This is a genomic window from Salinicoccus halitifaciens (assembly GCF_021026095.1).
GTDB classification, from domain to species: domain Bacteria; phylum Bacillota; class Bacilli; order Staphylococcales; family Salinicoccaceae; genus Lacicoccus; species Lacicoccus halitifaciens.
In genome coordinates, this window is sequence record NZ_JAJNCU010000004.1 from 82,170 (window position 1) to 98,005 (window position 15,836).

The 15,836-nt window shown below is 49.5% G+C and carries 14 protein-coding genes; 4 read left to right on the top strand and 10 right to left on the bottom strand.

The window, feature by feature from the left end; translation table 11 throughout:
* Positions 1–286: 286 nt before the first annotated feature.
* Together argH and LPW40_RS09115 are read right to left on the bottom strand one after the other, a co-directional pair.
* Positions 287–1,660, bottom strand: a complete 1,374-nt coding sequence (gene argH / locus LPW40_RS09110) for an argininosuccinate lyase (RefSeq protein ID WP_230821952.1) — start codon at positions 1,658–1,660, stop codon at positions 287–289.
* Positions 1,653–2,858 carry an argininosuccinate synthase gene (locus LPW40_RS09115; RefSeq protein ID WP_230821953.1) on the bottom strand — a complete coding sequence of 402 codons (1,206 nt, stop codon included), beginning with the start codon at positions 2,856–2,858 and terminating at the stop codon, positions 1,653–1,655. Before LPW40_RS09115 ends, argH begins: the two co-directional genes overlap by 8 nt.
* A gap of 175 nt (positions 2,859–3,033) precedes the next feature.
* Between LPW40_RS09115 and LPW40_RS09120 the strand changes: the two genes are divergently transcribed.
* Together LPW40_RS09120 and LPW40_RS09125 are read left to right on the top strand one after the other, a co-directional pair.
* The gene (locus tag LPW40_RS09120; RefSeq protein WP_230821954.1) at positions 3,034–3,561 is read left to right on the top strand and encodes a hypothetical protein; all 528 of its coding nucleotides are present in this window, start codon (positions 3,034–3,036) and stop codon (positions 3,559–3,561) included.
* Between the two features lie 121 nt (positions 3,562–3,682).
* Positions 3,683–4,036, top strand: a complete 354-nt coding sequence (locus LPW40_RS09125; protein WP_230821955.1) for a YflT domain-containing protein — start codon at positions 3,683–3,685, stop codon at positions 4,034–4,036.
* 63 nt (positions 4,037–4,099) lie between these two features.
* On the opposite strand, the gene LPW40_RS09130 is transcribed toward LPW40_RS09125, so the two are convergent.
* Complete coding sequence (locus LPW40_RS09130; protein ID WP_230821956.1) at positions 4,100–5,206, bottom strand: amidohydrolase; 1,107 nt, start codon at positions 5,204–5,206, stop codon at positions 4,100–4,102.
* Positions 5,207–5,296: 90 nt separating this feature from the next.
* Here LPW40_RS09130 and LPW40_RS09135 point away from each other — a divergent pair, with 90 nt between their 5' ends.
* Together LPW40_RS09135 and menC are read left to right on the top strand one after the other, a co-directional pair.
* The gene (locus tag LPW40_RS09135; RefSeq protein ID WP_230821957.1) at positions 5,297–6,718 is read left to right on the top strand and encodes a YfcC family protein; all 1,422 of its coding nucleotides are present in this window, start codon (positions 5,297–5,299) and stop codon (positions 6,716–6,718) included.
* 10 nt (positions 6,719–6,728) lie between these two features.
* Positions 6,729–7,868, top strand: coding sequence for an o-succinylbenzoate synthase (gene menC / locus LPW40_RS09140; protein ID WP_230821958.1), 1,140 nt, complete (start codon positions 6,729–6,731; stop codon positions 7,866–7,868).
* Positions 7,869–8,032: 164 nt separating this feature from the next.
* On the opposite strand, the gene LPW40_RS09145 is transcribed toward menC, so the two are convergent.
* The 7 genes from LPW40_RS09145 to LPW40_RS09175 all read right to left on the bottom strand — a co-directional run bounded on the left by LPW40_RS09145 (position 8,033) and on the right by LPW40_RS09175 (position 15,832).
* Complete coding sequence (locus tag LPW40_RS09145; RefSeq protein ID WP_230821959.1) at positions 8,033–8,683, bottom strand: LysE family translocator; 651 nt, start codon at positions 8,681–8,683, stop codon at positions 8,033–8,035.
* Between the two features lie 18 nt (positions 8,684–8,701).
* Positions 8,702–9,523, bottom strand: coding sequence for a metallophosphoesterase (locus tag LPW40_RS09150; protein ID WP_230821960.1), 822 nt, complete (start codon positions 9,521–9,523; stop codon positions 8,702–8,704).
* Between the two features lie 100 nt (positions 9,524–9,623).
* Positions 9,624–10,892 carry a hemolysin family protein gene (locus LPW40_RS09155; protein WP_230821961.1) on the bottom strand — a complete coding sequence of 423 codons (1,269 nt, stop codon included), beginning with the start codon at positions 10,890–10,892 and terminating at the stop codon, positions 9,624–9,626.
* A 108-nt stretch (positions 10,893–11,000) separates the two neighbouring features.
* Positions 11,001–11,210, bottom strand: coding sequence for a copper chaperone CopZ (copZ, locus tag LPW40_RS09160; RefSeq protein WP_097041243.1), 210 nt, complete (start codon positions 11,208–11,210; stop codon positions 11,001–11,003).
* A 27-nt stretch (positions 11,211–11,237) separates the two neighbouring features.
* Positions 11,238–13,622 (bottom strand): heavy metal translocating P-type ATPase, encoded by a 2,385-nt coding sequence (locus LPW40_RS09165; RefSeq protein ID WP_230821962.1) that lies wholly within the window; start codon positions 13,620–13,622, stop codon positions 11,238–11,240.
* Between the two features lie 23 nt (positions 13,623–13,645).
* Positions 13,646–13,948 carry a metal-sensing transcriptional repressor gene (locus LPW40_RS09170; RefSeq protein WP_230822112.1) on the bottom strand — a complete coding sequence of 101 codons (303 nt, stop codon included), beginning with the start codon at positions 13,946–13,948 and terminating at the stop codon, positions 13,646–13,648.
* Between the two features lie 96 nt (positions 13,949–14,044).
* Complete coding sequence (locus LPW40_RS09175; RefSeq protein ID WP_230822113.1) at positions 14,045–15,832, bottom strand: S9 family peptidase; 1,788 nt, start codon at positions 15,830–15,832, stop codon at positions 14,045–14,047.
* Between the last annotated feature and the right edge of the window lie 4 nt (positions 15,833–15,836).

Here is a 15,836-nt window from a genome sequence, read left to right on the forward strand (position 1 = left end):
CGGTAAAGGTCTCCAAACGTTTAGTTATATGAAATATCAGAGACATCTAAACGGCAGTGGCCTCCAAGCGTTTAGTTAGACGAAATATCAGAGACATCTAAACGGCAGCGGCACCCAAACGTTTAGTTAGAAGAAATATCAGAGACATCTAAACATCAGTGGTCTCCAAGCGTTTAGTTAGACGAACTATCAGACCCATCTGAACAGAGCCCCGATACTCCTCCGCCATAAAAGGACAAAAAAATGTCCACCCGCCAGCGGTATACGCTATGGGTGAACATTAATTTTATATGAGTGTCTTTGCGAGTCCGATCTGCTGCTTCACCGCTTCGGTGGCGGTGCCGCCGTAGCTCACGCGGCGGTCGACGACAGTCTTAGGTGATAATACGTCGTAAATGTCATCTTCGATCAGGCTGTTCGCTTCCTTGAATTCATCGATGCTCAAATCTTTCAGGTACCGGCTGCTGTTGATGCACTTCAGCACAAGCTTCCCGACGACTTCATGCGCCTCCCTGAAAGGTACATCCTTTTCAACGAGATAATCCGCCAGTTCGGTTGCATTGGAGAAGTCTTCATTGATCGTCTGTTCGAGCCTTTCCTCATTCACGCTCATCGTGTCGATCATGCCGTTCATGATCTTCAGCGAGCCGAGGACGGTGGTGATGGCATCAAAGAGGCCTTCTTTATCCTCCTGCATGTCTTTGTTGTATGTGAGCGGCAGCCCCTTGACCAGCATCAGCATGGACATCAGTGCACCTGTCGTGCGCCCGGTCTTCCCGCGGATGAGTTCCGCCATATCCGGGTTCTTCTTCTGGGGCATCATCGAACTGCCCGTTGTGAATGTATCGCTCAGAGTGACGAATTTCGCCTCTTCACTCATCCAGAAAATGATTTCTTCAGAAATCCTCGACATATGGATCATCACGAGGTTGATGTTCGACAACGTCTCGATGATGTAATCCCTGTCGCTGACCGCATCCATGCTGTTATGGTAGAGGTCGCTGAAGCCGAGGGCTTCCTGCGTCATCTCCCTGTCGATGTCAAACGTCGTTCCGCTGATCGCCCCTGCGCCGAGCGGTGAGACATCAATACGCTTCAAAGCATCCTGCATGCGCGCCTTGTCCCTGTTGAACATCCAGAAATAAGCCATCATATGATGGGAGAATAAAATCGGCTGGGCCCTTTGCAGATGCGTATAGCCCGGCATGATCACATGGATGTTCTCTTCGGCAATCCTGATGATCGTACGCTGCAGTTCTTCAATGGATTCGATGATCTCTTCGACACGCGCTTTTACATAGAGGTGCATATCCGTCGCGATCTGATCATTCCTGCTGCGCCCGGTGTGGAGCTTGCCGCCGACCGGACCGACGATTTGCGTCAGGGCATGTTCGACATTCATATGGATGTCTTCATGCGTGACGTCCCATTCGATATTGCCTTTATCAGCTTCCTCTTTCACTTTGTGCAGGCCGTCCACGATGATGTCCTTATCTTCTTCGCTGATGATGCCGCACTTGGCGAGCATTTCCGCATGGGCGATGCTCCCTTTTATATCCAGGTCGAGAAGCACTTTATCGAAATGGATGGAAGCGTTGAATTCTTCCACCCAGTCCAGTGCCTCGCCTGAAAACCTGCCTCCCCAGGCTTTCTTAGTCATTAATCTTTACTCCGTTATCAAGCATTGCCTTGACTTTCGTCGGCAGGCCGAAGATTTCGATGAAGCCGACTGAAGCGCCCTGGTCGAACGCGTCTTCTGAAGTGTAAGTCGCAAGCTTCTCATTGTAGAGGCTGTTCTCGGACTGACGTCCTGTGACGATTACATTGCCTTTATAAAGTTCGAGACGGACATCCCCGTTCACGTCCTTCGCCATATCTTTCAACGTCTTCCTCAATGAATCGCTGAGCGGCGAGAACCACAGACCGTTATAGATCTGTTCCGTATATTTCTGTTCGATGATCGGTCTGAAGTGTGCGATATCTTTCGTCAAAGTGATCGTTTCGAGATCGTGCTTCGCAGTCAGGATCACTGCCGCACCCGGTGTTTCGTAGATTTCCCTTGATTTGATGCCGACCAGTCTGTTCTCCACATGGTCGATGCGTCCAATACCGTGTGCACCGGCGATATCATTCAATTTCAGGATGAGGTCATCCAGCTGGTAGCTGACGCCGTTTATTTTAGTCGGAAGGCCCGCTTCAAATGTCAATAAGATCTCTTCCGGCTCATCCTTTGCAGCTGTAGGATGGACCGTCAGATCATAAGCATCTTCAGGCGGCTGGTTCCAAGGGTTTTCAAGCACACCGCACTCGTTGCTTCTGCCCCATAAGTTCTGATCGATTGAATATGGTGAATCCAGATCCACAGGGATCGGCACGTTATTTTCCTTCGCGTATTCGATTTCCTCTTCACGGCTCCAAGTCCATTCCCTTACAGGTGCCAGCACTTTGATTGTTGGATCGAGCGCTTTGATGGCGACTTCGAAACGCACCTGGTCGTTCCCTTTGCCTGTACAGCCGTGTGCCACATAATCTGCATTTGCATCATGCGCCACTTCAACCAGCTTCTTGGAGATCAACGGTCTGCTGAGGGCGGAAACCAATGGATACTTGCCTTCATACATGGAGTTGCCGTAAATTGCATAGCTTACGAATTCATTCGCGAATTCTTCTTTAGTGTCCAGTACATAACATTCGGAAGCACCCATGTCGAATGCCTTCTGTTTGATGTGGTCCAGGTCTTTCCCTTCACCCACATCCAGACATAATGCGACGACTTCGAATCCTTTATCGATGAACCACTTGATTGTAACACTTGTATCTAAACCACCTGAATAAGCCAATACCACTTTTTCACTCATATATAATACACCTCTACTATTTGATTTGAATCGTAATGATATACATACTAACATTATAATAATTCTTTTTCAAGCATATTTATACAATAAAATTAATATTTACTGAAAAAGGGCTTTCATCCGGTGCCTGCGAATTTTTTATCCGTTTTATTCGTGTTACAATTAGAGCAAAGGAGTGATTCATATCGAAATTTTCGGTTTGTTTGCAGGACTTGTTGCCCTCGGCATCATCGTACTGATATTCATAGCCGCTCTTGGCCTGATCAAATGGCTGCTGCAGGGTTATTTCCTCTTCAGGATAGCTGAAAGGAAGAATCTTGATATACCGTTGCTTTCATTTGTACCGTTCGGGACTTTTTACGTGGCCGGCCAGGAGTTTGACGGCAATGTCTTTCAAAAAGGCAGCTTCAACCCGAAACATCTCGGGCTGATCTTCGCCATCACAGGCCTTGTCGTTTATTTCCTCGGACTGTCCATCGGGGATATCGCGATTTCCTACCTGCTTATGGAATCCATCATATTCATCGGCATATTCAATGCATACACCCGTAACATCGGTGTAGCGATACTGCTCGCTTTACTGAATGTATTGACTGCAGGTATCGCGGCGATCGTCGTGCTCTTCCTCTATCACCGCAAGCTTTCAAAAACATTCAATGATCCGGTGGACACGGATGATGTTGATCAGCACAGGAATATCTGATTTAAATGAGCCTGAGGGCTCTTTTTTATCGTCTGAACCGGATACTGATGTTTAATTATATCCATGATGGGAATACTAATATTGGATTTGAAATCAACAATAAACATCGGAGGAGATAATTATGGCTAAACCATTTATCAAAGGTTATAAAGATGATGAAAAGTTGCAGGAAGACATTAAAAAACTGCAATCGAAAGATATCAGCAAAGATGATATTTATGTGATTTCACACGACGATGAACGTACGAAGCGCATTGCCAAAAATGCGGATGCGAGCACAATCGGTGCAAGCGAAATGGGCATCACCGGTGCAGTGAAAGGCACATTCACCAAAAAAGGCGATCAGCTGAGAGCCCAGCTTGAAGGCATCGGTTTCTCTGAAAACGAAGCAGAGAACTATGAGTCTGAAATGGACAGAGGCACAGTTTTCCTGATTGTCACAAACAATGAAAACGTTGAAAGCAAATTGGCATAATTAATGCTCATGATTGGGCCGGACATCAAATGTCCGGCCCTTTTTCATTTCCTTTAAAGCTGATCACTTCACTTTTAAAATCGACTGATAAATGATTTCAGAGCCGTTTTCCAGTGCATCATGATCGAATGTCATATCCGGATGATGGAGGCCCGGTTTCAGATTGCACCCAAGCCCAATCATGGCCCCTTTCAGTCCAGGGTATTTCACGGTGTAGTAATGGAAATCATCCCCGCCGGTCGTCGTGATCGGCTCCATCAGGTTTTCTTCACCCAGCGCTTCGATGATGCCTTCCCTTAAGAACTGTATCGCGTCTTCATTGCTCTCACTCGCGACGATGCTTGAAAATTCCTGATCTTTAATGGATACGCCGTAAAAATCTTCGACATACTCCAGTATTTTGAATACGCGGTTTTTCAGGTTATCCATCTCTTCATTCGTCTGTGCGCGCAGGTCGATGCCGCATTCTGCAATGCCGGGGATGATGTTCAGGGATTTCCCGCCCGAGATGAACTTCGTCATCTTGACTGATGAAGGGATGACCGGGTTGATATGGATCTTGGAGAGCATATTGACGATATCCGCCCCAATCTCAATCGCATTATGGTTCAGGTGCGGACGGGCGCCGTGGGCATCCTCACCGACTATTCTGAACTGGAGGGTCGCGGCCGAGCCATGCTCGATGCTCGGTGATGCTTCACCCATCGCCGCCTCCTCTATCGGCCGGAGATGGATGCCGAAGAGGTAATCCAAGTCTTCTATGATCCCCTCCTCCGCAACGGCAAGCGCCCCGGTGCCGAGTTCCTCGGCAGGCTGGAAGATGAACCTCACGCCCCGTGAGTCCAAAGCTTCATGATCTTTAAGCTTCAGCATCGCCCCGACCACCATGCCGGTATGCGCATCATGGCCGCATGAATGATTCGCACGCTTCACCCCGTCCACTTCCTGATAAAGTGCATCGATATCCGCACGCACGCCGATTTTCGGATGATTGCCATCAAAAGTGCCCATGTCGCAGTATAAGCCGGTGATATTTTTAAATTTCACCGGATTGAAGCCTTCCCCTTTTAAATACTCGAATATATAATCCGTCGTTTCGTACTCCTCATTGCTCAGTTCCGGATTTTCATGGATATGGTGGAACACTTCAAGAATTTTTTCAGTACTCATCAAAAATTCCTTTCCAAAATTATTTGTATTATCAAACTATTATACTTAATATATACTTATGCAATTTTAAATTCAATACGGAGGGATAATATGCCTGATGAAAAAGGAAAAGGCACAAAGACGTCCAGATGGTTGAAGCTCCCCGATGCATACGGGATTTTATTCTTCTTCCTTGTACTTGCTGCAATAGCGACTTACCTGATACCCGCAGGGGAATTTCAGACCGAGGAGTCGGCAGAAGGGATAGACGTCATCGTTCCGGGAACCTTCAGCGTCATCGATTCCAATCCTGCAGGCTTCCTCGATGTATTCCAGGCCATCGTCACCGGCTTGGTATCCACTGCCGATCTGATATTTCTGGTGCTGATCATCGGCGGAGTGTTTGCAGTCATTGAAAAAACAGGCGCCATTGATGCCATGGTCACAAAAATTATCAAAGTGACCGAGAACAAGGAATGGCTGCTGATCGTCATGATCATGTTTGTATTCTCTGTGTTCGGTACCCTCGGCATCATTGTCAATGCCGTCATCGCCTTCATCCCGCTTGGAATTATACTGGCGAGATCGATGCGCATGGATGCAATCATCGGTGTATCCATCATTTATCTGGGTGCTTATGTTGGATTTGGAGTGGCTATACTTGATCCCCTGACAATTGGGTTTGCCCAGGAAATCGCAGGGATTCCCCTCTTTTCAGGCGCGCCCGAGCGAAGCGTGATGTACGCCATCACCTTGATTGTCACGATGATTTACGTCATCATGTACTCCAGGAAATTGAAAAAGGATCAGCACAGCGGTATCCTGAAAGACAATCCTTTCCCAAGGGAAACTGCAGAGGATTTGGCAGTCGGAAAGCAGAAGATGGAGCCGGTACATATTCTCGTCCTGCTCACTTTGTTCCTTGGTATTGCATCCTATGTCACTGGTGTATTCGTTGCTGAATGGAACCTCCAGGAAATGGCGGCAGTGTTCCTCGTCATCATGGTCGTCACTGCCATCATCGGCCGCATTGATATCAACAGCATGGTCAGCTCCTTCATCCAGGGGGCGCAAGGTGTGCTCTACGGAGCTTTGATCATAGGTATGGCACGTTCCATCGTCGTAATTTTGGAGGATGGCAGAATTCTTGATACTGTGGTCAACGGTATGGCTGTCATGATGGAGCCATTTTCAAGTACAATGGGAGCAATCATGATGTTCCTCGGGAACGGGCTCTTCAACCTTGTCGTCACCTCCGGCAGTGGACAGGCTGCCATCGTCATGCCGATACTCGGTCCACTCGCGGATATAATGGATTTCCCAAGGCAGGTCGCCGTCCAGGCTTATACGATGGGGGACGGTTTCACCAATATCATCACACCTTTGTCGGGTGTCCTGATGGCAAATCTTGCAATCGCTGGTGTACCGTTTGTAAAATGGGTTAAATTCGCTTTCCCTTTAGTGTTAATATGGTATACATTAGGGATTATTTATCTGATTGTACTTGTTGCAATAGATTTTGGGCCCGTTTAGGAGGAAAATAATGAAGATAAAAGAAATCAGACTGCATGAACTGGAAATGGAGATGAAGAACCCCTTCACCACAAGTTTCGGCACCCAGACGAAAAGGCACATCACGATCGTCGAGGCGGTGAATAATGATGGGCTTTCGGGCTTCGGCGAATGTGTCGCGGGTGAGGATCCCCTCTACTCGGAGGAGTTCATGGACAGTGCCCTGATCGCCATGAAGAAATACTTCGCACCGCTCATCGTCCAAAATGAAATCAGCCATCCTGATGAAGTATGGAAACTTTTCGTCCCATTCAAAAAAAATAATATGGCCAAGTCCGGCATTGAAGGTGCCGTGTGGGACTTGTATGCTAAAGAGAATGACATGACGCTTGCCGAAGCCGTCGGCGGCAGGAAGATTGAAGTCGATGTCGGCATCTCCCTTGGGCTTGAAGATACGGATGAGCTGCTGCTTGAGAAAATCCAGGAGAAGGTCGACGAAGGCTATAAACGTATCAAGATTAAAATAAAACCCGGCCGCGATGTCTCGATGATCCGCAGGGTCAGGGAGGTCTTCCCGGACATCCCGCTGATGGTCGATGCCAATTCCGCCTATACACTTGATGACATCGAGCTGTTGAAAGCGTTGGATGAATTCAATTTGATGATGATTGAACAGCCCTTAGCTGCCGGTGATATCGTCGATCATGCGAAACTGCAAAAGGAAATCAAGACACCGATCTGCCTGGATGAGAGCATTGACAGCTTCCAGGCAGCTGCAGCGGCCATCGAACTCGGCAGCTGTGAAATCATCAACGTCAAAGTCGGACGCGTCGGCGGCATCACCCAGTCGAAGAGGATCCATGACCTTGCTGCCAAACATGATATCCCACTATGGTGCGGCGGCATGCTTGAAGCGGGTGTCGGCAGATTACACAACATCGCGATCACCACACTCTCGAACTTCACCCTGCCGGGTGACACCGCAAGCTCCAGCCGCTACTGGGAAGAAGACATCATCACCCCTGAAGTCGTGGCCGAACAAGGCGTCGTCCAGGTGAGTGACAAGCCCGGAATCGGTGCAGAAGTCGATTTCAACAAGATGGAAAAATATTTGAAACAGACAATAATAATCACAGAAGAAGATGCACCGGATATGGTGTTCTTCAATTGATTTTTGGAACGAGAAAAAGGCATGACCCGAAGCGGGTCATGCCTTTAATATTTGCAAAATATGTATGATTTGTCGGTATCGGCCAAACGAATTCCCACTTGGCCGATGGGGGCGGTCTACCGGCCAAACGAATCACCGCTTGGCCGATGGCGCCTCCTATCATCTCACCCAAAAAATATCGTCCGGAGGCCAAACAGGATGATGATGAGGCCGGCGCCCTTGCTGAGCCAGTTTTGAAATACATAGGATTTCATCCACCGCTTCAAAAGGTTCACCATTTCAACGACAAGCAGAAACCATATGATTGAAATCCCGATCAGTATCAGTGCGAGCAGCACAATCTGCTGATTATAGCCGAGTGCCGTCTCCCCGCTCCCAGCCACAAATTGGGGGATGATCGTCATATATAGTATCAACACTTTCGGATTCAACAAGTTCGCAACAAACCCCTGCCTGAATGACTGCTGCAGGGATCTGCGGCTGACGGGTGCACTGAGGGTGTCGATATGTTCAAGTGACTGCCGGGGGACGAGCACGCCTGCGCGCATGCTCTGTACACCGATATAAATCAGGTACAGCGCTCCGGCGTATTTGATCGCATTGAACAAAACCGGTGAACCGGCGATGATGACAGCGAGCCCCACCACCGATATCACGAGCCAGAACAGGTGCCCTGCAATGATGCCGGCGAGCGTGATGCGGCCTGCAAGCCTGTTCAGCGCAAGTGTATTCTTCATGATGATCATCATATCCGCACCGGGCACCATCGCAAGCACGGTGACGACGATCACATATGATATCAGCTGTTCCAGCAATCCCCACACCCCACTTGATCATTTTTTCCTTAAAGTCAGCACCACTATTTCAGGATGGTTGAACACCCTGAACGGAAATCTGCTGTTGCCGAGTCCCCTGCTGACCGACAAGGTCGTTCCGTACATCTTATGCATGCCTTCTGCGTACTTCGGCAAAATGCCCTGATGCGGCGAATAAAGCCCGCCGACGAACGGCAGGCGGATTTGTCCGCCATGGGCGTGGCCCGAGAGCACGAGGTCTATATCATATTTAGTATATATCAAAAACAGCTCCGGCCTGTGGGACATGAGGATGGTGAAATCATCCGATACGTTCCCCATCCTATGCCTCAGCAGCTTATCGAACCGCAGATTCACATCGGAATATACTTCGTTCCCGAGGAACCACGGATCCGGCATGCCGACCACATTGATGGTTTGCCCGTCCTTCACCAGCTGCAACGAAGTGTCACTCAAGTTCATCATGTCGGACTTCTCTATATACTTCTTCAGTTTTTTCCATTTTTTATAATGGGCTTCATGGTTCCCTGTCACATAATAGACCGGACCGATTTTCGTGAGCCTCCGGATGAACGATTTCGACCTGCCGAGGTTCGCGGTCCGCCTGTCGATGACATCCCCGGTCATCATGATCACATCACCGCCGGCCCCGCTGACTTTATCCAATAAATGGCGCGCCCTCCAGCCGAACCATCCATTATGGTAGTCGGAGACATGGACGATGCGGCAGCCGTCAAATGCCTCAGGCAGTCTCTCGCTGAAAAATTCCCGCTCCGTCACCTGGATCTCTTTATCTTCCTTATATAAAAAGCGGCTGACCGCAATCAAAAAACCTAACAAAAATGCATATATTCTCATAATGATGTCCCCTGGATCAAATAATACTAATCTTACCACTATTCGGCGCATAATAAAAAGCCCGTTTTCACCGGGCTTTCGTTCACCTGTAATTTCCATCTGCCTCTTCGTGTTCCTGAGGCTGTTCCTTCAAGATCCGGATGGTCCGGATCGTCTGATTCTCCATCACCATGACTTCGAACCTGAGACCAAGTTCTTCATTCCGGAACACATCCCCCTGCACCGGGATATCATTGAACTCCTTGAAAAGGTAACCTGAAAGAGTATCTTCTTCCTCCGGTATCTCCGTATCGAACTGGGTGTTCAGACGGTGCAGCGTAATCCTTCCGTCACAGATGATTTCATCCTCCGTCATTTTATCGACAAGGGCATCACTTCTGACATCCGTTTCGTCCTCTATATCGAAGCCGAGCATGTTTTCAATGATGTCCTCATGTGTGACGATCCCTTCGGTACCGCCGTATTCATCCAGTACAATCGCGAGGTGGCGCCTCTCTTTCGTCATTTTCCTCAAGACGTTCTCCACCGAGTCAAACTCCTTTACAGTCAGCGGATCCGTATCCGAAAAATCCAGGAGATCCTTCTCCGGATGGAGTGACCATTTCAGAAGGTACTTCGTGTGGAAGACGCCTATGATATCATCGAGGTTCTCCCCGTATATGGGATACCTTGTATGCATCAGGTTCACCACCGTATCCACCACTTCATCATAAGGGGTGCCCACCTTGATCGCATCCATCTCGGTCCGCGGTGTCGACATGATATCTTTGACATTCAGATCCCGGAAATCGAGGATGCCTTTGATCCTGTTCGTTTCCCGGCCTTTTAAAACACCTTCCGCATTCGCAATATCAATCAGGTTCACGAGCTCATCCTTGGAGACGGTCCAGGCCGGCTGTTCACCTCTTGATAATATTTTGGTGATATTATCCGTCAGGAAATTCAGAATGACCGTCACCGGCTTTAAGACGATGATGACCAGCCTTATGACCGGCATGACGAGGTAGGAGACCTTTTCAGGGAAAGCTGCAGCTATGGATTTCGGCACGACTTCAGCGAATAAAATGATGGTGACCGTGAGTACGGCACTGGCCACCGCAACGTTCCAGCCATACTCGAGTGCTGTGATCGTCACCAGCGTCGGCAGGATGATATTGGAGATATTGTTGCCGATCAGGATCGTCGTGATGAATTCACTCGGCTTTGAGACGATGCCCATCAATCTGGCTGCCTTCATATCCCCGTCCTGCACTTTGGCCTGCAGCTTCACTTTATCGACAGCGGTCAGTGCCGTCTCACTGCCGGAGAAGAACAGCGAGGTGAATAATAATATGATGATCAAAACGATCAAAAGAAGTTCCCCCTTCGCGGATTAAACGATTCAAATATATTTCTTCAATTATAACAGATATGAAATAAAAATAAGCCTGCATCCTTAAAAGATGCAGGCTCATTTCCATTATTTCACTACATCGTAGCCCTGGTCTTCAATCGCTTCGTTCATTTCTTCAACAGTCACTTTATCTTCTTCATATTCCACGGAAACTTCATTGGCCGACAGGTCCACTTCGGCTTTGCCGACGCCCGACAGTTTACCGAGTGCGCCTTCCACTGCACTCTTGCAGTGGCCGCATGTCATGCCTTCCACTTTGATTGATGTTGTATTCATAAAATCATCCTCCATTATATGATTGATTTAAACTTTAACTCTTCTCAGCCTCAATGAATTCGTCACGACACTCACCGAACTGAAGGCCATTGCAGCGCCCGCCACCCATGGTGCAAGGAAGCCGAGTGCAGCAATCGGAATGCCGGCCGTGTTGTAGGCGAATGCCCAGAACAGGTTCTGCTTGATGTTCCGGATCGTCTTATGGCTCAGGTTGATGGATTTTGGAATCAGTGTCAGCTCGCCGCCGAGAATGGTGATGTCAGCCGCCTCTATCGCCACTTCCGTACCTGTGCCGATTGCGATGCCGATATCTGCAGTGACCAGTGCCGGTGCATCATTCACGCCGTCCCCGACCATCGCGACGGACTTGCCTTCTTCCTGCACTTTTTTGACCTGTACCGCCTTCTCTTCCGGAAGCACTTCCGCGATCACCTTATCAATGCCGACTTCCCTTGCGATGGCTTCCGCCGTGCGGCGGTTGTCGCCGGTCAGCATGATGACTTCAAGCCCCTGGGACTTCAGCGTTGTGATCGCTTCTTTCGCCGTATCTTTCACTGTATCCTGTACGGCGACAATGCCCCGGACTTTTTCATTTACGGCCACCAGCATCGCCGTCTTGCCCTCATATTCATATTGTGTCATTTCTTCATCATATTCATCAACTTCAATGCTCTGATCCTGCATCAGTTTACGCGTGCCGACGAGAATACGGTCCGAACCTGCCACCGCTTCAATACCGTGACCCGGTATCGCCTTGAAATCCTCCACTTCAGGGATGTCCACTTCTTTCTCGGTCGCGTAGGCGACGATTGCGGAAGCAAGCGGGTGTTCAGACCCTTTTTCAGCAGCCGCAAGCAGCATAAGCGCATCTTCATCTCCTGTGAAATCGGTGACTTCAGGTCTCCCTTTTGTGATGGTCCCCGTCTTATCCAGGATGATGGCATCCAGATTATGCGTTTTTTCGAGATGCTCCCCGCCTTTGAATAAAATGCCGTTCTCTGCACCTTTGCCTGTACCGACCATGATTGAAGTCGGCGTTGCAAGGCCGAGGGCACATGGACAGGCGATGACGAGCACCGTGATCGATGCGATCAGTGCCGGTTCAAGATTGTAGGGGGATGCGATGAAGTACCAGATCAGGAAAGTCGCTATCGCAATGACGATCACGATCGGCACGAAATATCCGGATACGATATCCGCCATCCGCTGGATCGGGGCCTTCTTCCCCTGCGCCTCCTCCACCACTTTGATGATGGACTGCAGCGCCGTGTCCTTTCCGACACGGGATGCTTCAACGACAACGTTGCCGTTCTGGTTGATCGTCGAGCCGATCACTTTATCTTCGACGTTTTTTTCGACAGGTATGGATTCCCCCGTCAGCATGGATTCGTCCACAGAGGTGCTGCCTTTGGTGATTGTGCCGTCCACCGGGAACTTCTCACCCGGTTTTACGATCAGTGCATCACCGACCGCAACCTCAGCTGCCGGGATCATCACTTCTTCCCCGTCCCTGATGACCCTCGCTTCTTTCGCCTGCATGTTCATCAGTTCCTTGATCGCACCGGAAGTCTGTGATTTCGCACGGGCTTCCAAATATTTGCCGAAAAGAATCAGCGTGATGATGATTGCACTCGTTTCAAAGTACAAGTGTGGATGGGCAGTCGCACCGGTGAGCCATCTGTATGTCTCGAACAGACTGAAACCGAATGCTGCGGTCGTACCCATTGCGACCAGCACATCCATATTGGCACTGAAGCTCTTCAGGCTCTTATAGGCCCCCACGTAAAACTGCCAGCCCAATATAAACTGCACGGGTGCCGCGAATGCCATCTGGAACCACGGGTTCATGAATATCGCCGGCAGGGCGATGCCGAACAGATGATCGAGCATCGTCACGAGAAGCGGCAGCGATAACAGAGCCGATATGATGACTTTCCACTTCAGCCGCGATAATTCCTTTTCCTTCTTTTCTTCCCTGGACTCGGCACTCTCTTTTGCCTTTGCCCCGTACCCGAGATTGCCGATGCGGTCGATCAGATCCCTTTCGGTCAGCACATTCGAATTGTACTCGATCACGGCGTTCTCGGTTGCGAGGTTGACTGTCGCATTGGAGACGCCGCTCGTCTTATTCAGCACTTTTTCGATCCTGTTGGAACATGCCGCACACGTCATCCCGGAAATATCAAACTCCGCTTCGTCGTACTGCACACCGAAGCCGAGGTTCTCTATCCTGTCCGTGATCTCATACAGATTGGTGTTGTCCTTATCATAATCAACCGACGCCTGCTCGGTTGCGAGGTTGACTTTGGCATCGACACCGTCCATCTTGTTCAGGACCTTTTCAATCCTGCTTGAACAGGATGCACATGTCATGCCCGTTATATTCAATGTCGTATTCTCCTTACCTGCCATTTGCCGCTCCTCCTTTCACGCGCTTATTTTGAAAACTGCTTCAGCACGGCCATCAGTTCTTCGATGGAATCGTCGCCTTCACCTTTCTCGATCGCATCCGCAACACAGTGCTTCATATGCCTTTCCGTCACTTCATAGCCGACATTCTTCAACGCCGACTGGATGGCGCTGATCTGTATGAGGATGTCCACACAGTAACGGTCTTCTTCCACCATCTTCTGGAGGCCCCGGACCTGGCCCTCGATGCGTCTCAGGCGTTTTTGGACTTTATCCTTTTCATCATCCGTGCGCGGCACTACCGCATGGTCATGCAATGTTTCTTCCATCTTCATCACCGGCCTTATCTTATTCGTTATATTCATTATACCCCCATAGGGTATAAAAGTCAACAAAGGAAAACCCGCCGGAGCGGGTTTTCGGTATCATTGATGCTTCTCCAAAAATTCGAGCATTGCTTCATATACAAGGATCTCATTACGCTTTCTCGAAAAGCCGTGTCCTTCGTCATCAAGGACGATGTATTCCACCTCGCGGCCGGCGGCCCTCAGCTTCTCCACGATCTGGTCGGACTCTTCCTTGACCACACGCGGGTCATGCGCACCCTGTATGACAAGCATCGGCCTGGTCATCGTATCCAGGTATGTCACCGGGCTGTCCGTCCGGAACCGCTCTTCATCTTTCACCGGGTCCCCGACCCACTGCTTCATCATCGGCTTCCAATGTTCAGGCACAGAGTCATAAAATGTGAATAAATTCGAGACTCCGAAAATATCCACCACCGCCTTGAAGTATTCCGGATGCCGGCCGTGAAGGAGGAGCGCCATATACCCCCCGTAGCTTCCGCCGACAAGGAACAGTTTCTCCGGACTCGATATCCCTTCCTGGAACAGCCATTCAACCCCTTTGACATTGTCGAGCCTCGGCCCGTGCCCCCAGTCGCCTTCCACCATCTTGACGAACTCGGCGCCATAGCCGGTGCTGCCCCTGAAGTTCGGACAGAACACGTTGTAGCCCCGGTTTAAAAACATCTGGAACATCGCCCTGAAAGACTTGCTTTCATTATACTGCGGGCCGCCGTGCGGCCAGAATATCGTATAGCCGTTCGCCCGGTCCTCTTTCGCCCTGAACAGCAGCGCCTCGATCTCCAGACCGTCAAAAGATTTATAGGTGATCGTTTCCGGTTCGACCATGGCCCTCGGCGTGACACCGAGCACTTTATTCTTCGTCAGCTGCTCCCATGCCTCATCCTCATATTTGAAGATGTTCACCGGCACCGTGGCGCTCGTCCCCTTGATGTAGAGTGCGCCGCTCCGCGTCGTGACGAGCCGGTCGAATATTGTCACCGGGGCAATGACCGGTTCAAGCTGATCATGGTTCAAATCGTAATAATACAGTTTCTGGACCACACCTTTTTGTGTGATGAGGTACATCATGTTCGTGTGGCGGTTGTATTTCATCAGCACCAGTGATTCCCGGTCGAAATCGAGGACCTTTTCAAAAGACTTTGTCGTAAGGTCGTATTTGGCAAGGTAACTGTACTCCGAATCATAGTTGGTCACAAACCACGCTTCATCGTCCTTTACAAAGCTGATGCTGCTGACGGTATGCACCTTTTCGATGTCAGGCGTCAAATACTCCGTGCCATCCGCGGTCTTGATGAAGCCGATCATATGCGTATTGGCGAAAGCGGTCAGATAAACCGAATTCTCCTCATTCTGCGATACATCGACCAGATGCGTCGGGCCGCCCTCCCCTTCATGGAGCAGCACCTCCTCTTCCGTCCCGATGTCGTAGACATAGGAATTCAAATAGCTGGCGTTGCCTTTCGACGAAGTATAATACACTTTCGTCCCGTCTTTTGACAGCTTGGTGAACATGAACTTATCATCCACATCCGCCTCGATCAGCTGTTCAGGCATACCCCCCTGGGGTGGTATCGCATATATTTTGTGATTTTCATTGCCGTCCTTGTCGAATCCCGCCAGCACATATGAATTATCCGGTGCGGGCTGGATGAAGCTTGCACTTTCGTCCTTCACCGAAAACTGATAAGGATAAGTATGCGGCAGATCCATTGCGTATATATTGACTTTGCCGTTCATGTTCGATGAAAAGAGCAGCCGCTTCTCATCCTGCGTGATGTTGAAATCCCCTATGCTGTACGGTGTGAAAAACTGCTCCACCGCGGTCTTTTTAAATTTCAATAAAATCCCT

What these genes read in the sequence shown, in the direction of transcription:
- argH (WP_230821952.1), bottom strand. Translation starts at nt 1,660, where the DNA reads ATGACTAAGAAAGCCTGGGGAGGCAGGTTTTCAGGCGAGGCACTGGAC.
- LPW40_RS09115 (WP_230821953.1), bottom strand. Translation starts at nt 2,858, where the DNA reads ATGAGTGAAAAAGTGGTATTGGCTTATTCAGGTGGTTTAGATACAAGT.
- LPW40_RS09125 (WP_230821955.1), top strand. Translation starts at nt 3,683, where the DNA reads ATGGCTAAACCATTTATCAAAGGTTATAAAGATGATGAAAAGTTGCAG.
- LPW40_RS09130 (WP_230821956.1), bottom strand. Translation starts at nt 5,206, where the DNA reads ATGAGTACTGAAAAAATTCTTGAAGTGTTCCACCATATCCATGAAAAT.
- LPW40_RS09135 (WP_230821957.1), top strand. Translation starts at nt 5,297, where the DNA reads ATGCCTGATGAAAAAGGAAAAGGCACAAAGACGTCCAGATGGTTGAAG.
- menC (WP_230821958.1), top strand. Translation starts at nt 6,729, where the DNA reads ATGAAGATAAAAGAAATCAGACTGCATGAACTGGAAATGGAGATGAAG.
- copZ (WP_097041243.1), bottom strand. Translation starts at nt 11,210, where the DNA reads ATGAATACAACATCAATCAAAGTGGAAGGCATGACATGCGGCCACTGC.
- LPW40_RS09165 (WP_230821962.1), bottom strand. Translation starts at nt 13,622, where the DNA reads ATGGCAGGTAAGGAGAATACGACATTGAATATAACGGGCATGACATGT.
- LPW40_RS09170 (WP_230822112.1), bottom strand. Translation starts at nt 13,948, where the DNA reads ATGGAAGAAACATTGCATGACCATGCGGTAGTGCCGCGCACGGATGAT.